Genomic DNA, 18132 nt, shown 5'->3' on the forward strand with positions numbered 1-18132 from the left:
AGCTAGTGGGGTGCCTAGTTCTTGGTGATCATCGAGCGGAGGAAGAACAGGAGGTTCGCGGGCTTCTCCGCGAGGCGGCGCATGAAGTAGCCGTACCAGTCCGTCCCGTACGCGGTGTAGACACGCATCCGGTGGCCTTCGGCGGCGAGCCGCAGGTGCTCCTCGCTGCGGATGCCGTACAGCATCTGGAATTCGTACTCGTCCAGCTTGCGCCCGGCCTGCCGGGCGAGCTCCTGGGCGATCGCGATCAGACGCGGGTCGTGGGACCCGATCATCGGGTAGCCGTCGCCGTCCATGAGGATCTTCATGATCCGGACGTACGCCTTGTCGATCTCGGCCTTGTCCAGGTACGCGACCTCGGCGGGCTCCTTGTAAGCGCCCTTCACGATCCGGACGCGGCTGCCGGCGTCGGCCAGGCGGCGGGCGTCGGCCTCCGTGCGGAAGAGGTAGGCCTGGATCACGCAGCCGGTCTGCGGGAAGTCCCGGCGCAGCTCCTCGTGGATGGCGAACATCGAGTCGAGGGTGGTGTGGTCCTCGGCGTCGAGCGTGATGGTGGTGCCGATGGCGGCGGCGGCCTCGACGACCGGGCGGACGTTGGCGAGGGCGAGCTCGTGGCCGCCCTCCAGCGCCTGGCCGAACATGGACAGCTTGACCGACATCTCGACGGTCTCGCCCAGGCCCAGGGCCTTGAGGTGCTCGATGAGCTCGAGGTAGGCGTCGCGGGCGGCGTAGGACTGCTCCACCGTGGTGATGTCCTCGCCCACGACGTCGAGGGTGACCTCAAGGCCCTTGCGGGTGAGGTCCTCGACGATCGGGATCACCTGGTCGACCGTCTCACCGGGGATGAACCGGGTCACCACGGGCTTGGTCACCGGGGCGGCAGAGACGATACGGCGCATCTTGTCGCTGCGCGAAGCGGCGAGGATCACGGGACCCAGCACGGGGGCACCTCCAACGGGTGGCTGAAGCAGGCTTTCGGTCCTTCGCCGGTCGGGCGGGGCCGTAAGGGAAACGCAAGTAAAACCACCGTGAAACCTAAGGATCGGTTCGATCCTCTGCCATCGACAGCTGTCACGCATCCGTGGCCGCGATCTCATACAGATGTCTGAAGAGCCTGGCCGGGGGTGGGAGAATGTCCGGGTGAAAGGCGATTACCAGGACCTGGTGGACGAGATCTCGGCGCTGCTCGGCGCACCGGCGACCCTGGAGAACCGGGACTTCCGCCTCATCGCCTTCGGCGCGCACGACAGCGACGACGACACGGCCATGGACCCGGTGCGCACCCGCTCGATCCTGACCCGGCAGTCGACGGCGGCGGTGCGGTCCTGGTTCGAGGGCTTCGGCATCGCCCGGGCCACCGGCCCGGTGCGCATCCCGGCGGCTCCGGAGGCAGGGGTCTTCCGCGGGCGGATCTGCCTGCCGGTGCGCTACCGCGGCGTCGTGCAGGGCTACGTGTGGCTCCTCGACCAGGATCCCGGCCCGGGGCCGCAGGCGCTGGCGGCGGCCATGGAGGTGGCACAGCGGATCGGGGTGCTGCTCGCCGAGGAGGCGAAGGCGGGGGCCGACCTGTCACGGGAGTTCCTGGCGGTGCTCACGGCCGGGCGGGGCTGGCAGCAGGACATGGCGGTGGCCGCGCTGCGGGCGGCCCTGGGCGCCGGCGGGGAGGGGGTGCACGCGGTGGTGTGCCTGGCGCCCTGGTCCGGCGAGGCCCCGCAGTCGGTACCGGGTGCGGCGGCCGTGTGCGTGGCCCCCTGGCGGGCCGCGGGCGGCGGCGGCGAGACCGGGCCCGGCCACGAGGGCGTCCGGGGCAGCGGGCGCGCGCTCGCGGTGCTGGTCCGGCTCCGGTCGACGGACACCCTCACCCCGGCCGTGAACGTGGCCGCGCGGCTGCTGGCCCGCGGCTCCGGGCAGGGCGGACCGGCGGGCGCCGCCTCCGGCACGGCTTCGGGTACGGGTGCCCCGTCGGCCTCCGCGCCGGACCAGGGCCCGGCCTCGGCCTCGGCAGGGGTCGCCGACCCGGCCAGGGCCCTCTCGGACCTCTCGGCCGCCTGGCGGCAGGCCTCCTCGGCGGCCCGGGCGGCCGCCGCGCAGCCCCGGCTCGGCCCCGTCGCCGAGTGGTCGGCGATCGGCCCGTACCGGATGCTCGCGGACCTCGGCGCGGACCCGGCGGGCGATCCGGTGGCCCGCATCCTGCTGGGCCCGGCCCACCGGGAACTCGCCCGCACCGCCGAGGTGTTCCTGGACTGCGCCGGACAGGCGGGCCGCGCCGCGGCGGCCCTGGGCATCCACCGCCAGACCCTGTACTACCGGCTCGGCCGGGTGGAGCAGCTCACCGGCCTCGACCTGGACGAGGGCGAGGACCGCCTGCTGCTCCACATGGCCCTGAAGGCGGCCCGCCTGCAGGGCTGAGCCCCGACGGTCCGTCATGTCGCCGCCCATCAACGGTCCGGCCGGTAGGGCAGCGGGGCTCCCGTCGCGGCGTCGACGACGAGCCGGTCCCCCAAGGGCCGGGCCAGAGTGACCTGCACCTGCTGCGCGCGCAGCATCGCATCACAGGCGGCGCCCGGGTCCAGGTCGGTACGGACCAGGATGCGCCCGGCCAGCACCACCGTGTCGGCCCCCTCCAGGACGTCGACGGCCGCTCCCGCATCACAGCTCCCGTGCCCCGCGCTCACCGTGAAGGCGGTCGTGTCCGGGAGCCGGGCCGAATGGCCCATCAGCGGGGCCACGGCGGAGTCCGCGCGCTCCTCGGGCAGGACCGGGGGCTCGGGCAGTTCCTGCGGGCGGACCGCGATCCGGGCGAGCGGGGTGTCGTACCCCTCGACGGTGAACAGCCAGGCGGGCACCACGGCCGGGCCGCGGCTGGTGGGGACCGAGGTCTCGCCGAAGCGGACGGCGGTCACCGTCAGGGCGTGGTCGCGGTCCGGTTCCTGGTCGAGCTCCTCGTACGCCTCGGCGGCGTCCTGCAACGGCAGGGTCAGGGTGTTGCCGTCGGCCCAGCGGATCGGGGTCACGGGCGTCGGCCCGGCGGGCAGTTCGGCCCGGAGCAGGAAGTTCCGGTCCAGGTAGGCGGCCTTGTCCTCGCCGGAGCGGAAGCCGCCGGGAGGCTGCCAGTCCTCGGCGTCCAGCGGGTGGAAGCCCTCGCGCCACTGCCTGACCGCGGCCGAGCCCTCCCAGGCCGCGGCGACCTTCTCCCGGCGCGGACGGGTGTCCTCCGGGGCGCTCTGCTCCACCCGGGCCGCGCCGCACCCGGCCGCCAGCAAGACCGCGGCCAGCCCGCACATCACCGCGGCTCCCGTCGCCGTTGCCGTTCTCGCGCCCGCTGTCCTCGCCACGGCTCCCCCTCTGCTTCCGCAGGGCCGGCCGCAGCGGCCGGTCCGGGGGTGGGACGGGGCGTGCCGGGCGGTGGTTCCCGTTCCGCTCAGCCGTCGTCGCGGGCCCGCGCGGGCCGCGTCGCCGCCTCGGCCGCCCGCCGCATCCCCTCGGTGAACTCCTCCGCGGTGGCGGCCGACGCGGGGTCGAACAGCCACTGGACCATGAAGCCGTTCAGCAGCGCCTGATAGAAGGCGCCCAGGGTCCGCTCGTCGCGCTCGTCGAGCTCGTCCTCCGGGGTGCCGGTCAGCATCGAGACCAGGCCCCGGCGCCCCTCGGCCTGCGAGGCCGCGAGCATCTCCCGCAGTTCCGGCCGCTGTTCGCGGCTGAGCGCCACCTCCAGGCTGGCCGCCCAGACCGGCCCCGAGCCCTCGTGCTGCGCGAGGACCCCTTCCCAGACGGCACGGAACCGCTCCAGGGTGCCGCCCTCCCCGGGCAGGCCGCTCTGGAAGACCTCGCCCCACTCCTGGATGAGGGCGATGAAGGCCTGGGTGAGCAGGGCGTCCTTCGAGCCGTAGTGATAGCCGATGGACGCCAGGTTGGTCCCCGAGGCGCTGACGATGTCGCGCGCCGTGGTGCGGACGAACCCCTTCTCGACCAGGCACTTCTTGGCGCCTTCGAGCAGATCCTCACGATGTCCCATGGCGACAAGGTAGCAAGACAGCTGTCCTAGACGGAAGTTCTATACATCTGTTCTAGACAAGCGTTTAAGACGTCTGTACCGTCCTGCTCATGACGAACCCCGCCGCCACGCCCCGGCTCGCCGGCCGCCGCGAATGGACCGCCTTCGCCGTCCTGTTGCTGCCCCTGCTCCTGGTCTCGATGGACGTCTCCGTCCTGTACTTCGCCATCCCCGCCATCACGGAGGAGCTCGCGCCCAGCGCGGGCCAGCAGCTCTGGATCTTCGACAGCTACGCCTTCGCCCTCTCCGGCCTGCTGATCACGATGGGCTCGCTCGGCGACCGGATCGGCCGCCGCCGGCTCCTGCTGGCCGGCGCGACCGCCTTCGGCCTCGCCTCGGTCTGCGCCGCCTACGCCACCAGCGCCGAGGTGCTCATCGCGGCCCGCGTCCTGCTCGGCATCGGCGGCGCGACCCTGATGCCGTCCACCCTGGCCCTCGTACGCAACCTCTTCCAGGACGACAGGCAGCGCGGCAAGGCCATCGCCCTGTGGTCCGGGGCCATGACCGGCGGCATCGCCCTCGGCTCCGTGATGAGCGGCGTGCTGCTGAACCACTTCTGGTGGGGTTCGGTCTTCCTGGTCAACGTGCCCGCCATGCTGCTCCTGCTGGTCCTGGTCCCCGTCCTGGTCCCGGAGTTCAAGGACCCGGACCCCGGCCGCTTCGACCTGCTGAGCGTGCCGCTGTCGGCGGCCGCCGTCCTGCCGGCCGTCTACGGCCTCAAGGAGATCGCCGCCGAGGGCTTCCAGCCGCTCTCCCTGGGCGCCCTCGCCGCCGGCCTGGCCTTCGGGTGGGTCTTCGTCCGCCGCCAGCGCACCCGTGAGGACGCCATGGTCGGCCGGGCCCTGTTCCGGGGCCGCGGCTTCGGAGCGGGCGTCGGCCTGAACACGATCGCCGCCTTCGCCATGATGGGCTCGGCCTACTTCACCACCCAGTACCTGCAGTCGGTGCTCGGCATGGGCACCCTGGAGGCGGCCCTGTGGAGCCTCGCCCCCTCGGTGGTGATCGGCGCCGCGGCTCCCGTCTCCGCCGCCCTGGCACAGAAGACGGACCGGGCCCATGTGGTCGCAGGCGGGTTCGTCCTCGCCGCTGCCGGATTCGCCCTGGTCTCCCTGGTGGACACCGACTCCCTGTGGCTGCTGCTGACCGGCGCCGGGGTGCTGGCCTCGGGCATCGTGACCGTCATGTCCCTGGTCTCCGACATGGCCCTGGCCTCGGCCCCCGCGGAGAAGGCCGGTTCCGCCGCCTCCCTGCTGGAGACCGGCACCGAATTCGGCGGCGCCCTCGGCATGGCGGTCCTGGGCAGCGTGGGCACCGCGGTCTACCGCGCCGACCTCGCGGATCGCGGACCCGCCGTACGGGAGACCCTGGGCGGCGCGGTGGCCGTCGCCCGGCAGAGCGGCGGGGCCGCGGGCGAGCAGCTGCTGGCCCAGGCCCGCGAGGCCTTCGTCCACGGCATGCAGTACGCGGCCTGGGGCGGTACGGCGCTGCTGCTCGGGGCGGCCGTCCTCGCCGTGGCCCTGCTGCGGGGGATCCGGCCCCCCGCCCCGGACCCGGCACCGGCCCCCGCGGAGCGGACCGGGGCTCCCGGAGCCCTCGCGCACGGGGCGGCGCGGCGCTGACCGCCCGGCGGGGCCCGGCCCGGGCGGCCGGCGGGACGCGAAAGGGCCCGGGGGACTCCCCCGGGCCCTTCCTGCGTACGGGTCGGATCAGCCGAGGCTGACCGTGCGGGCCGAGACCGCGCCGATCTCGGAGGCGATGTCCGCGAGGACACCGGCCGGGACCTCGGCGTCGACGGTCAGGACCGCGAGGGCCTCGCCGTGCGCCTCGGCGCGGGCGACCTGCATGCCCGCGATGTTCAGACCGGCCTCGCCGAGGAGCTGGCCGACCTTGCCGACCACGCCCGGGCGGTCGGCGTAGCGCAGCACGACCATGAAGTCGGCGAGCGCCAGGTCCACGTCGTACTCGCCGATGCCGACGATCTTCTGGAGGTGCTTCGGGCCCGCGAGCGTGCCGGAGACCGAGACCTCCTGGCCGTCCGACAGGGTGCCGCGGACGGTCACCACGTTGCGGTGGTCCGGGGACTCCGAGCTGGTGGTGAGGCGGACCTCGACACCGCGCTCCTGCGCGAACAGCGGGGCGTTGACGTAGGAGACCGTCTCGTCGACGACGTCCTCGAAGACGCCCTTGAGGGCGGAGAGCTCCAGCACCTTCACGTCGTGCTGGGTGATCTCGCCGCAGACCTCCACGTCGAGGCGGACCGCGACCTCGCCCGCGAGGGCGGTGAAGATGCGGCCGAGCTTCTCGGCGAGGGGCAGGCCGGGACGGACGTCCTCGGCGATGACGCCGCCCTGGACGTTGACCGCGTCCGGCACCAGCTCACCGGCGAGCGCGAGGCGCACCGACTTGGCGACCGAGACGCCGGCCTTCTCCTGGGCCTCGTCCGTGGACGCACCGAGGTGCGGGGTGCAGACGACCTGGTCCAGCTCGAAGAGCGGGGAGTCCGTGCAGGGCTCCTTCGCGTACACGTCGAGGCCGGCGCCGGCGACGCGGCCCTCCTTGATGGCCGTGTACAGCGCGGCCTCGTCGACGATCCCGCCGCGGGCGGCGTTGACGATGCGGACGGACGGCTTCACCTTGTGCAGGGCCTCGTCCCCGATGAGACCGAGGGTCTCGGGGGTCTTGGGCAGGTGCACGGTGATGAAGTCGGCGACCTCGAGGAGCTCGTCCAGCGTCAGCATCTTGACGCCCATCTGGGCGGCGCGCGCGGGCTGCACGTAGGGGTCGTACGCGACGATCTTCATGCCGAAGGCCGACATGCGCTGCGCGACGAGGACGCCGATGCGGCCGAGGCCGACGACACCGAGGGTCTTCTCGCTGAGCTCGACACCCGTGTACTTGTTCCGCTTCCACTCGCCGTTCTTCAGGGCGGTGTTGGCCTGCGGGATGTTGCGGGCGGTCGCGACGAGCAGGCCGCAGGCGAGCTCGGCCGCGGTCACGATGTTCGAGGTCGGGGCGTTGACGACCATCACGCCGGCCTTGGTGGCGGAGGAGACGTCGACGTTGTCCAGACCGACACCGGCACGGGCCACGACGCGCAGCTTCTTGGCGGCGGCGATGGCCTCGGCGTCGACCTTCGTCGCGGAGCGGACGAGGATCGCGTCGACGTCGACGATGGCGGGCAGCAGCTCGGCGCGGTCGGCGCCGTTGCAGTGCCGGATCTCGAAGTCCGGGCCCAGCGCCTCGACGGTGGCGGGCGACAGCTCTTCGGCGATGAGTACGACAGGTTTCGAGCTCACGTGGGTCCTCACAAGTCCAGTGCGGACGGCCGTCCCGACGGCCGCAGGCGGTGGAGGGGGTAGCCGCGTGGAAGACGCACGACACTGTGGGCCTGACGCGTATGTGTTGAGCAGTGTAGTGGCGCTGACGGCCCGGATTTCCGCCTGTACGGAAGGATCACCCTTCCGTGGTTGGCCGAGGTGGACAAGGAGCATGCGTGGGACCGCGTGTTCCCGGCTCCCCCGGCCGTCCGGTGACGTGCCGCGGCGGGGCCGGGGAACAGTGCCCGGCCCCGCCGCCCGCACGATCAGCTCTCGTCGCTGTCGACCCAGCTCATCAGCTTGCGCAGCTTCTTGCCGGTGGTCTCCAGCAGGTGGGCCTCGTCGGCCTTCTTGTACTCGTTGTACTTCGGCAGACCGGCCTTGTACTCGGCCATCCAGGTGTTGGCGAACTCGCCGCTCTGGATCTCCGCGAGGACCTTCTTCATCTCGGCCTTGGTGGCGTCGGTGATGACGCGCGGGCCGGTGATGTAGTCGCCCCACTCGGCGGTCTCGGAGACCGACCAGCGCATCTTCTCCAGGCCGCCCTCGTACATGAGGTCCACGATGAGCTTCAGCTCGTGCAGGCACTCGAAGTACGCGATCTCCGGCTGGTAGCCGGCCTCGGTCAGGGTCTCGAAACCGGCCTTGACCAGGGCGGAGGCGCCACCGCAGAGGACGGCCTGCTCACCGAACAGGTCGGTCTCGGTCTCCTCGGTGAAGGTGGTCTTGATGACGCCGGCGCGGGTGCCGCCGATGCCGGCCGCGTACGAGAGCGCCAGCGCGAAGGCGCTGCCGGTGAAGTCCTGCTCGACGGCGGCGATGCAGGGCACGCCGCGGCCTTCCTCGTACTGACGGCGGACCAGGTGGCCCGGGCCCTTCGGGGCGACCAGGGCGACGTCCACGTTGGCCGGGGGCTTGATGAAGCCGTAGCGGACGTTGAAGCCGTGGCCGAAGAAGAGCGCGTCGCCCTCCTGGAGGTGGTCCTTGATGGACTCCTCGTAGATCTCGGCCTGGAGCGGGTCCGGGGTCAGGATCATGATGACGTTCGCCCACTCGGCGGCCTCCGACACGGAGACGACCTTCAGACCCTGCTCCTCGGCCTTGGCCTTGGACTTCGAGCCCTCCTTCAGACCGACGACGACGTCGACGCCGGAGTCACGGAGCGACAGCGCGTGGGCGTGGCCCTGGCTGCCGTAACCGATGACCGCGACCTTGCGGCCCTGGATGATGGACAGGTCGGCGTCGTTCTCGTAGAACAGCTCGGCCACTGGGATATCTCCTTGGTGCGCTGGTGTTGCACCCACCGTACGGCGGGGAACGGAATCGAAGTTTGCTGGTCTCGCGATGCGAGCGGTGAAGCGGTGGGACGGTCAGGCGCTGCGGTCGAGCGCACGCAGGCTGCGGTCCGTGATGGACCGGCCGCCACGCCCTATGGCGATCGTGCCGGACTGCACGAGCTCCTTGATGCCGAAGGGCTCCAGCATCTTGAGCATGGCGCCGAGCTTGTCCGCTCCGCCGGTGGCCTCGATGGTGACGGCCTCCGGGGAGACGTCGACCGTCTTGGCGCGGAACAGCTGGACGATCTCGACGATCTGCGAGCGCGTCTCGTTGTCGGCGCGGACCTTGACGAGGACGAGCTCGCGCTCAATGGCGTTGTGCGACTCCAGCTCGACGATCTTGAGCACGTTGACCAGCTTGTTGAGCTGCTTGGTCACCTGCTCGAGCGGGAGGTCCTCGACGTTCACGACGATGGTGATGCGGGAGATGTCGGGGTGCTCCGTGACGCCGACCGCGAGGGAGTCGATGTTGAACCCGCGGCGGGAGAACAGCGCGGCGATCCGGGCGAGGATGCCGGGCGTGTTCTCGACCAGGACGGAGAGCGTGTGCTTGGACATGTGAGGCGTTCTCTCTCTCGGCTCTCTCGGCTCAGTCGTCTTCGTTGTCGCCGAAGTCGGGACGGACGCCCCGGGCTGCCAGGACCTCGTCGTTGGAGGTGCCGGCGGCGACCATCGGCCACACCATGGCGTCCTCGTGGACGATGAAGTCGATGACCACCGTACGGTCGTTGATCGCGTTCGCCTCTGCGATGACGCGGTCCAGGTCGGCCGGGTCCTCGCAGCGCAGGGCGACGCAGCCCATGGCCTCGGACAGCTTGACGAAGTCCGGGACGCGGGTGCCCTTGCGGGGGGCGACGGACTCGCCGAGCTGGGAGCCGACGGTGTCGTGGCCGGTCTCGTCCGCGTGCAGCACCGTGTTGGAGTAGCGCTGGTTGTAGAAGAGCGTCTGCCACTGGCGGACCATGCCCAGCGCACCGTTGTTGATGATCGCGACCTTGATCGGGATGTTGTTCAGCGCGCAGGTGACCAGTTCCTGATTGGTCATCTGGAAGCAGCCGTCGCCGTCGATCGCCCAGACCGTGCGCTCCGGCATGCCGACCTTGGCGCCCATCGCGGCCGGGACCGCGTAGCCCATGGTTCCGGCGCCGCCGGAGTTCAGCCAGGTGCGGGGCTCCTCGTACTTGACGAAGTGCGAGGCCCACATCTGGTGCTGGCCGACGCCCGCCGCGAAGACGGTGCCCTGGGGGGCGAGTGCGCCGATCCGCTCGATGACCTGCTGCGGCGAGAGCATGCCGTCCTCGGGCAGGTCGTAGCCCAGCGGGTACGTGTCGCGCCAGCGGCTGAGGTCCTTCCACCAGGCGGAGTAGTCCCCGGCGTTGCCCTCGGTGTGCTCGGCCTGGACGGCCTGGATCAGGTCGGCGATGACCTCGCGGGCGTCACCGACGATCGGGACGTCCACGGCGCGGTTCTTGCCGATCTCGGCCGGGTCGATGTCCGCGTGGATGACCTTGGCGAACGGGGCGAAGCTGTCCAGCTTGCCGGTGACGCGGTCGTCGAAGCGGGTGCCGAGGGCGATCAGCAGGTCCGACTTCTGCAGTGCGGTGACGCCGGTGACGCTGCCGTGCATGCCCGGCATGCCGACGTGCAGCGGGTGGCTGTCGGGGAAGGAGCCCAGGGCCATCAGGGTGGTACAGACCGGGACGCCGGTCAGCTCGGCGAGGACCTTCAGCTCGGCGGTCGCGCCGGACTTCATGACGCCGCCGCCCACGTACAGCACCGGGCGCTTGGCCTGGCAGATCAGCTTGGCGGCCTCGCGGATCTGCTTGGCGTGCGGCTTGGTGACCGGCCGGTAGCCCGGGAGGTCCATGGCCGGCGGCCAGCTGAAGGTGGTCTTCGCCTGGAGGGCGTCCTTCGCGATGTCGACCAGGACCGGGCCGGGGCGGCCGGTGGCGGCGATGTGGAAGGCCTCCGCGATGGTCCGCGGGATGTCCTCGGCCTTGGTGACCAGGAAGTTGTGCTTGGTGATCGGCATGGTGATGCCGACGATGTCCGCCTCCTGGAAGGCGTCGGTGCCGATCGCCTTGGAGGAGACCTGGCCGGTGATCGCGACGAGCGGGACCGAGTCCATGTGGGCGTCGGCGATCGGGGTGACCAGGTTCGTGGCGCCCGGGCCGGAGGTGGCCATGCAGACCCCGACCTTGCCGGTGGCCTGCGCGTAGCCGGTGGCGGCGTGGCCGGCCCCCTGCTCGTGACGGACCAGGATGTGGCGGACCTTCTTGGAGTCCATCATCGGGTCGTACGCGGGGAGGATGGCGCCGCCCGGGATGCCGAAGACGGTGTCGCACCCCACCTCTTCGAGAGAGCGGATGAGGGACTGCGCACCCGTGACGTGCTCAACTGCGGCGGACTGGTGTCCGCCGGAACGGGGCCGCGGCTGCGGATGGTGGGCCCCGGTGGCCTGCTCGGTCATCGGCATTCTCTTCTCGAAGCTGAGGGTTTTACGAGGGTTCGACTCTGTGCCAGTGCAACAAAAAACCCCTCGTGCCGGGAGGCAAGCGAGGGGAGCGCGTCGGGTGCGTTGAGCGGGGACATGCTGGTCCCAGCTTCAGCCGACGCGCTTTCCAAGTACGAGAATTCGGGTGCGCATGGCACTGACCCTCCCTCCGGCGTGAGGTTGATGTCAAGTAGGTGGGACGGGCGTCTCATTATGTGAGCCTCTACGGATGACCATCGAGCCCCCGGTGGAGCCCCCGGCCAGGGCCGGCTGGGCTGCTCCGCCCGGTACTGGGAACGTACCGCGCACCAGCGCGCGCCGCAGCCTGTACTCGTCAAGGGGGCCAGAAAATGCCACTCCCTGCCCATGGGTGCAGCCCATCGCGCGCAGGGCCATGACCTGCTCCGGGAGGTCGACCCCGTCGGCCACGGACTGCATCCCCAGGTCGTTCGCGATCCGCAACAGCCCGGCCGTGATCTTGTGGAGGCGGGCGGACTCGACGACGCCCTCCACCAGGCCCCGGTCGAGCTTGAGCATGTCCACCGGGAGGCGGCGCAGGGCGCTGATGGCCGCGTAGCCGCTGCCGAAGCCGTCCAGGGCGATTCCCACACCCAGCCGGTGCAGGGCCGCCAGACGCCGCTCCAGGTCCTCGAAGGGCACTCTGGGGTCGGATACGGCGAGCTCGAGGATCAGGGCTCCCGAGGGCAGTCCGTGCCTGGTCAGCAGGGCTTCCACCGAGCCCAGGGGCATGGCCCGGTCCAGGAGCCGCTGGGCGGTCATCCGTACGGCCACGGGGACGTCGTGCCCGGCCCGGTGCCGGTCGGCGGCCTGCTCCACGGCCTCCTCCAGCAGCCAGCGCCCCAGCTCGGCGGTGCGCGAGGCGTCCGGGCCGCCGGCGGCGGCCGCACTGCCCTCGCTGTACTCGGCGACCCGCAGGAACTCGGCGGGGGTGAAGAGGATCCCCTGGGCCGAGCGCCAGCGGGCCTGGGCGACCACGGCCGACACCTCACCGGTGGCCAGCGAGACCACCGGCTGGTGCAGCAGGGCGAACTCTCCCTCGTGGAGGGCTGTCCGCAGCCGTCCCGCGAGCTCGGCCCTGCGGACCACCTCGGCCTGCATCTGCGGGGCGTACATCTCGACGCGGTCCTTGCCGCCCGCCTTGGCCCGGTACATCGCGAGGTCCGCGTTGCGCATCAGGTCCGACGGGGTGATGCCGGGGTCCGCGAAGGCCACGCCGATGCTGGCGGCGACCCGGACCTCGCTGCCCGAGATGCGGTACGGCTGGGACAGGGTGGTGCGCAGCCGGTCGGCGATCTCGTGCACCTGGTACTCGCGGGCGCTGCGGTCCCGGCTGCCGTCGCCCAGGATCAGCGCGGCGAACTCGTCACCGCCGAGCCGGGCCGCGGTGTCCCCGGCCCGGACGGAGTCCTGGAGCCGGCGCGCGGCCTCGATCAGCAGCTCGTCGCCGGCCTGGTGGCCGATGGTGTCGTTGACCGCCTTGAAGCCGTCGAGGTCGATGAAGAGCACGGCGGTGCTGTGGTCGCCCGCCCGGCGGCCGGTGAGGGCCTGGCGGACCCGGCGGGTGAACAGGGCCCGGTTGGGCAGGTCGGTCAGCGGGTCGTGCTCGGCGCTGTGCTGGAGCTGCGCCTGGAGCCGGACCCGCTCGGTGACGTCCCGGCTGTTGAGGATGAGCCCGCCCTGGTGGCGGTTGACGGTGGACTCCACATTGAGCCATTCGCCGCCGCCGGACTTGAAGCGGCACTCGATGCGGGTCGTGGGCTCCTCGGTCGGCGGCGCCGCGAGGAAGCGGCGCACCTCGTGGACCACCCGGCCGAGGTCGTCCGGGTGGATCAGGGTGGCCAGCTCGGTGCCCACGAGCTCCTCGGCCTCGCGTCCGTAGACCCCGGCGGCGGCGGGGCTGACGTAGCGCAGGGTCCCGGTGGGGGCGGCGATCATGATCACGTCGCTGGACCCCTGGACCAGGGAGCGGAAGTGGTTCTCCTTCTGGGCCAGTTCCTGGGTGAGGGCGATGTTGTCGAGGAGCATGATGCCCTGCCGGATGACGAGGGCGAGCACGACGGTGCAGCCGGTGAAGACGACCATCCGGTCGACCTTCCGGCCGTCCACGACGTTGTAGAGGATCCCGAGGGTGCAGACGGCGGCGGCGAGGTAGGGGGTGAGGGCGGGCAGCGAGCCGGTGATGGGGCGGCTGTGCGGCCGTTCCCCCCGGGGGTGCCCGGACTGCTCCGGTACCAGGTGCAGGCGCCGGGCGCCCCAGGGCGCGTAGGCCAGGAGCAGCGAACCGGCGAACCAGCCCGCGTCGAGCAGCTGGCCGGACTGGTAGCCGGCGCTCAGCAGGGGCGAGGTGAACAGTGCGTCGCTGAGCACGGTCAGGGCGAGGGCCGCGATGGCCGTGTTGACGGCCGAGCGGTTCGTCTCGGACCGCCGGAAGTGCAGGACCAGGACCATCGAGACGAGCGCGATGTCCAGCAGCGGGTAGGCGAGGGAGAGGGCGGCGCGCGGAACACTGCCGGGGGCACCGGTCTGGGCGGTCTGCGCGGCGTGCGCGAGGGCCAGGCTCCAGGACAGGGTGAGCAGGGATCCGCCGATGAGCCAGGAGTCGAGGGCCAGGCAGACCCAGCCGGCTCGGGTGACGGGCCGCTTCGCGAGGACGAGCAGGCCCACGATGGCGGGCGGGGCGAAGCAGAGGAAGGCGAAGTCGGCGACCGAGGGTTTGGGCACCTCGGTCCCGAGGACCACCTCGTACCAGCCCCAGACCGCATTGCCCGAGGCGCCCATGAGGGAGGAGAACGCGAAGAGCAGCCATGCGGGGCGTTCACGGCTGTCGATCGACCGTGCGTAGGAGTAGCAGGAGACCGCGGCGAGCAGGCCTGCGGCGCTGAGTCCGAAGTCGCCCATGATCTCGGCGACTTCCTCGGACCCCCAGTTGAGGGCGGCGCCCACCGCGTACCCGCCGCTGACCACGGCGAGGAGCAGTTGCATCGCCAGGCCCCTGGCTCCGGCCGCTCCGGGCGGCCGGTTCAGGAGCGCCGCCCCCGGGGCACTCACCGGTCCCCCTCGCCGGCTGGTTCCGGTGCAGCCCAGTTTCGGCATCGTCGCCTCCGGCGGCTGTGCCGCGTCGGATCCTTCGCACATTGGCCGTGCATCGCCCGTCGCCCCCCAAAGTGTCCGATCACTCCCCAGCGCCAGACGTTCGCGGCGCAGCCCCTTCTTCCGGACGATACACCACTTTCGTCACTCAGGGACATACCTTCTCTACTCTGCGTTACCACGCGGGGAGTTGTGGCGACTGCACGCATCCGGGTGACTGCGGAGCGTACCGGTGGCGGGGGTCAGCCCGTGACGAGGACCGTGTGTTCCACGGGCTCCCCGGCGGCGAACCGGGTCAGCTGGCGGGCGAGCAGGCGCTTGGCCCGCGGCTCGAACGCACTGCTGCTGCCCCCCACATGGGGCGTGATCAGGACGTTCGGGGCGTGCCAGAGCGGGTGGCCGGCGGGGAGCGGCTCGGGGTCGGTGACGTCGAGCGCGGCCCGCAGCCGGCCCGATTCCAGTTCCGCCAGCAGGGACTTGGTGTCGACCACGGGTCCGCGCGCGACGTTCACGAGCAGGGCGCCGTCCTTCATCCGGCCCAGGAAGGCGGCTCCGGCCAGGCCCCGGGTGTCGTCGGTGAGGGGGGTGGAGAGGATCACCACGTCGGCCGTCGGCAGGAGTTGGGGCAGGTCGGCGAGGGCGTGCACGGGGCCGCGCGCGGTGGTGCGCGCCGAGCGTGCGACCCTCGAGACGGGGCCGCACTCGAAGGCCGCGAGCCGGTCCTCGATGGCGGCGCCGATGGATCCGTAGCCGACGATCAGCACGGACTTGTCGGCGAGGGCCTCGTAGAAGCCGCCGTGCCATTCCTCGCGGTCCTGTCCGCGGACCATGCGGGGGATGCCGCGCAGCGAGGCCAGGGTCAGGGTGAGGGCGAGTTCGGCGGTGCTGGCCGTGTGCACGCCGACCGCGTTGCACAGCCGGACTCCGGGGCGCAGGTCGCCGAGGCCGCCGAGGACGTGGTCGATGCCCGCGGTGAGGGTCTGGACGACCTGGAGGGCGGGCATCGCGGCCAGCGGGCGCACGGTGACCTCGGTGGACTTCATGTAGGGGGTCACGTAGAAGACGCAGTCGGCCGGATCGGCCGGGAAGTCGTCCTCTCCGTCCCACCGGCGGTACCGGAAGGAGTCGGGGAGGCCCTCGACCTCCTCGGCGGGGAAGGGGAGCCAGACGTCCTGGGTGGCCGGGGTGTTCGCAGTCATGATCCAGAGGCTATGCCAGGCCATCCGGATCAAGCCGTTAGTTTGGGGGCGGCAGCAGGAGGGGGACGCAGGGGTGGAGCGCAGGTCGATCGGGGCGGGGTCACTGGCGGTGGGCGCCGTCGGGCTCGGCTGCATGCCGATGAGCTGGGGGTACGCGCCTTCGCGCAGACGGGGCCACGAATCGGTGGCCGCGGTGCACGCGGCGCTGGACCTGGGGTCGAACCTCCTGGACACGGCCGATCTGTACGGGCCCTACACCAATGAGCTCCTGCTGGGCCGGGTGCTGGGCGGGCGGCGGTCCGAGGCGTTCGTCTCGGCCAAGGTGGGGCTGCGGGCGGGCGACCAGCACGTGGTGGCCGACGGGCGGCCGGGCTACGTGCGGCGGGCCTGCGACGCCTCGCTGCGGCGGCTGCGGACCGACGTCATAGACCTCTACCAGCTGCACCGGGTGGATCCGGACGTGCCGGTGGAGGAGACCTGGGGCGCCATGGCCGAGCTGGTGGGCGCGGGCAAGGTGCGGGCGCTGGGTTTCTGCGCGCTGGGCGCGGGGGCCGGGCCGGGTGCGGGGCGGCGCGGGGACCGGGCGTACGGGACCACCGTGCGGCACCTGGAGCGGGTGCAGCAGGTGTTCCCGGTGAGTGCGGTGCAGGCGGAACTCTCGGTGTGGTCCCCGGAGGCCGCCTGGCAGCTGCTTCCGTGGTGCGCGGCCCGGGGCGTGGGGTTCCTGGCGGCGATGCCGCTGGGCAGCGGGTTCCTGACCGGGACGCTCACGCCGGGCCAGGGCTTCGAGTCGCAGGACGTACGGGCGCGCCATCCCCGGTTCACGGCGCACGCGATGGCCTCGAACCAGGAGCTGGTGGCGGGGCTGCGGCGGGTGGCGCTGCGGCACGGTCCCGCGGTCACGGCGGCGCAGGTGGCGCTGGCCTGGGTGCTGGCGCAGGGACCGCAGGTGGTGCCGGTGCCGGGGGCCGACCGGGCGCACTGGGCCGTGGAGAACGCGCGGGCGGCCGAGGTGCGGCTGACGGCCGGGGACCTGGCCGAGATCGCGGCCCTCCCGGCCGCGGTGGGAGCCTGGGACTGACGGACCGGGCGGGCGCGACGGGGCCGGCGGGGCGGAGCCCGCAACCACTCGATCGGGTGTACGAGTGGTGGAACTTCGGGAGCTGCCGGAGCTGTTGAGACAGATGAAGGGCACGACCGAAGGACCGGAAGGGAGCAGGGCGATGCGATACGGACGGGTTCTCCGCGCGGGACGGCGGCGGTACGAGGACGCCACGACGGGTACGGGCGCGGTTGCAGGTACGGGTACAGGCACGGGCGCGGATGCGGGCGTAGGCACGGGCACGGATGCGGGCGTAGGCACGGGCACGGTTGCGGGCGTAGGCACGGGCACGGTTGCGGGCGTAGGCACGGGCGCAGGGCAGCGGCGGGTGCTGGCGGCGGTCGCCCTGGCGGGGTGCGGCGCCCTGCTGGCCTCGGGGTGCTCGCAGGGCGGGGGCTCCGGCGGACTGCCCGGCGACGCGCCACCGGGCGCGGCTTCACCGGGGGCCGGGTCGGCCGCCCCTTCGGGAAGCGCGTCCCCCTCGCCCGCCGCGGAGGCACCGCCCGCCAAGGGTGCGGTGACGGTGAGCGGCGAGGTCGCGAAGGGGCTGGAGTCGCCCTGGGGTGTGGCGCCGCTGCCCGGCGGGGACCTGCTGGTCGCCTCCCGGGACAAGGGGACGGTCAGCCGGGTGGCGGTGGGGTCGGGCGAGGTCACGCAGATCGGCAAGGTGCCCGGGGTGGCGCCGGGCGGGGAGGGCGGGCTGCTGGGTCTGGCCGTGTCGCCCACCTTCGCCACGGACCGCCTGGTCTACGTCTACTTCACCACCGAGTCCGACAACCGCATCGCCCGGATGCGCTATGACGAACAGAGACAGGCCGGGCAGCAGCTGGGCGCGCCCGACACGGTGTTCCGGGGCATCCCCAAGGGCCTCGTCCACAACGGCGGGCGGATCGCCTTCGGCCCGGACAAGATGCTCTACGCGGGCACCGGCGAGACCGGGGAGACCGGGCTCGCGCAGGACAAGAAGTCCCTGGGCGGCAAGATCCTGCGCATGACCCCGGACGGCGACCCGGTGCACGGCAATCCCGAGGCGGATTCCGTCGTCTACTCCTACGGGCACCGCAATGTGCAGGGGCTCGCCTGGGACAAGGACAAGCGGCTGTGGGCGGCCGAGTTCGGGCAGAAGGACTGGGACGAGCTGAACCTCATCGAGCCCGGCGGCAATTACGGCTGGCCGGAGGCCGAGGGAAAGGCGGGCAAGCCCGGCCTGCGGGACCCGGTGGCGGTCTGGAAGACGGACGAGGCCTCCCCGAGCGGTATCGCCTGGGCCCAGGGGTCGGTGTGGATGGCGGGCCTGAAGGGCAGCCGGCTGTGGCGGATCCCGCTGGCGGGAGCCCAACCGGTGGCGGAGCCCGAGGCCTTCCTGACGGGGCAGTACGGCCGGCTGCGCTCGGTGGTCGCCCTCGGCGGGGACAAGCTGCTGCTGGTCACGAGCGAGACGGACGGGCGCGGGTCGCCGGAAGCGGGCGACGACAGGATCCTGACACTGACGGTGCAGTGAGCGGCAGGGCCCCGCTG

13 protein-coding genes are annotated in these 18132 nt (G+C 72.1%); 4 read left to right on the forward strand and 9 right to left on the reverse strand.

Annotated elements, in window-relative coordinates; all coding sequences use genetic code 11:
- Positions 1 to 14 precede the first annotated feature (14 nt).
- Positions 15 to 941 (reverse strand): proline dehydrogenase family protein, encoded by a 927-nt coding sequence (locus IO30_RS0136080; protein ID WP_031150264.1) that lies wholly within the window; start codon positions 939 to 941, stop codon positions 15 to 17.
- A gap of 199 nt (positions 942 to 1140) precedes the next feature.
- On the opposite strand from IO30_RS0136080, the gene IO30_RS0136085 reads away from it, so the two are divergent.
- Complete coding sequence (locus tag IO30_RS0136085; protein ID WP_031150266.1) at positions 1141 to 2409, forward strand: PucR family transcriptional regulator; 1269 nt, start codon at positions 1141 to 1143, stop codon at positions 2407 to 2409.
- Positions 2410 to 2438: 29 nt separating this feature from the next.
- Here the strand turns inward: IO30_RS0136085 and IO30_RS0136090 are convergent, their stop codons facing one another.
- Together IO30_RS0136090 and IO30_RS0136095 are read right to left on the reverse strand one after the other, a co-directional pair.
- The gene (locus IO30_RS0136090; protein WP_157853449.1) at positions 2439 to 3335 is read right to left on the reverse strand and encodes a hypothetical protein; all 897 of its coding nucleotides are present in this window, start codon (positions 3333 to 3335) and stop codon (positions 2439 to 2441) included.
- Between the two features lie 86 nt (positions 3336 to 3421).
- The gene (locus tag IO30_RS0136095; protein ID WP_031150270.1) at positions 3422 to 4015 is read right to left on the reverse strand and encodes a TetR/AcrR family transcriptional regulator; all 594 of its coding nucleotides are present in this window, start codon (positions 4013 to 4015) and stop codon (positions 3422 to 3424) included.
- Between the two features lie 89 nt (positions 4016 to 4104).
- Here IO30_RS0136095 and IO30_RS0136100 point away from each other — a divergent pair, with 89 nt between their 5' ends.
- Complete coding sequence (locus IO30_RS0136100) at positions 4105 to 5673, forward strand: MFS transporter (protein WP_031150272.1); 1569 nt, start codon at positions 4105 to 4107, stop codon at positions 5671 to 5673.
- A gap of 87 nt (positions 5674 to 5760) precedes the next feature.
- On the opposite strand, the gene serA is transcribed toward IO30_RS0136100, so the two are convergent.
- From serA to IO30_RS0136130, 6 genes are all read right to left on the reverse strand, one after another.
- Positions 5761 to 7350: a phosphoglycerate dehydrogenase gene (gene serA / locus IO30_RS0136105; RefSeq protein ID WP_031150274.1), complete on the reverse strand. Its 1590-nt coding sequence runs from the start codon at positions 7348 to 7350 to the stop codon at positions 5761 to 5763.
- Positions 7351 to 7637: 287 nt separating this feature from the next.
- Complete coding sequence (ilvC, locus tag IO30_RS0136110) at positions 7638 to 8639, reverse strand: ketol-acid reductoisomerase (protein ID WP_031150276.1); 1002 nt, start codon at positions 8637 to 8639, stop codon at positions 7638 to 7640.
- Positions 8640 to 8741: 102 nt separating this feature from the next.
- Positions 8742 to 9266 carry an acetolactate synthase small subunit gene (ilvN, locus tag IO30_RS0136115; RefSeq protein WP_031150278.1) on the reverse strand — a complete coding sequence of 175 codons (525 nt, stop codon included), beginning with the start codon at positions 9264 to 9266 and terminating at the stop codon, positions 8742 to 8744.
- Positions 9267 to 9297: 31 nt separating this feature from the next.
- Positions 9298 to 11184 carry an acetolactate synthase large subunit gene (locus IO30_RS0136120; protein WP_031150280.1) on the reverse strand — a complete coding sequence of 629 codons (1887 nt, stop codon included), beginning with the start codon at positions 11182 to 11184 and terminating at the stop codon, positions 9298 to 9300.
- A gap of 204 nt (positions 11185 to 11388) precedes the next feature.
- Positions 11389 to 14271 carry a putative bifunctional diguanylate cyclase/phosphodiesterase gene (locus tag IO30_RS0136125; RefSeq protein WP_031150282.1) on the reverse strand — a complete coding sequence of 961 codons (2883 nt, stop codon included), beginning with the start codon at positions 14269 to 14271 and terminating at the stop codon, positions 11389 to 11391.
- A 284-nt stretch (positions 14272 to 14555) separates the two neighbouring features.
- Positions 14556 to 15512, reverse strand: a complete 957-nt coding sequence (locus IO30_RS0136130; protein ID WP_031150283.1) for a 2-hydroxyacid dehydrogenase — start codon at positions 15510 to 15512, stop codon at positions 14556 to 14558.
- A 73-nt stretch (positions 15513 to 15585) separates the two neighbouring features.
- Here IO30_RS0136130 and IO30_RS0136135 point away from each other — a divergent pair, with 73 nt between their 5' ends.
- A complete protein-coding gene (locus IO30_RS0136135; RefSeq protein ID WP_031150284.1) occupies positions 15586 to 16593 on the forward strand; it encodes an aldo/keto reductase in 1008 nt (335 codons plus the stop codon).
- 349 nt (positions 16594 to 16942) lie between these two features.
- Positions 16943 to 18115, forward strand: coding sequence for a PQQ-dependent sugar dehydrogenase (locus IO30_RS0136140; RefSeq protein ID WP_078904920.1), 1173 nt, complete (start codon positions 16943 to 16945; stop codon positions 18113 to 18115).
- Positions 18116 to 18132 lie beyond the last annotated feature (17 nt).

Source organism: Streptomyces xanthophaeus (assembly GCF_000725805.1).
Taxonomy (GTDB): domain Bacteria; phylum Actinomycetota; class Actinomycetes; order Streptomycetales; family Streptomycetaceae; genus Streptomyces; species Streptomyces xanthophaeus.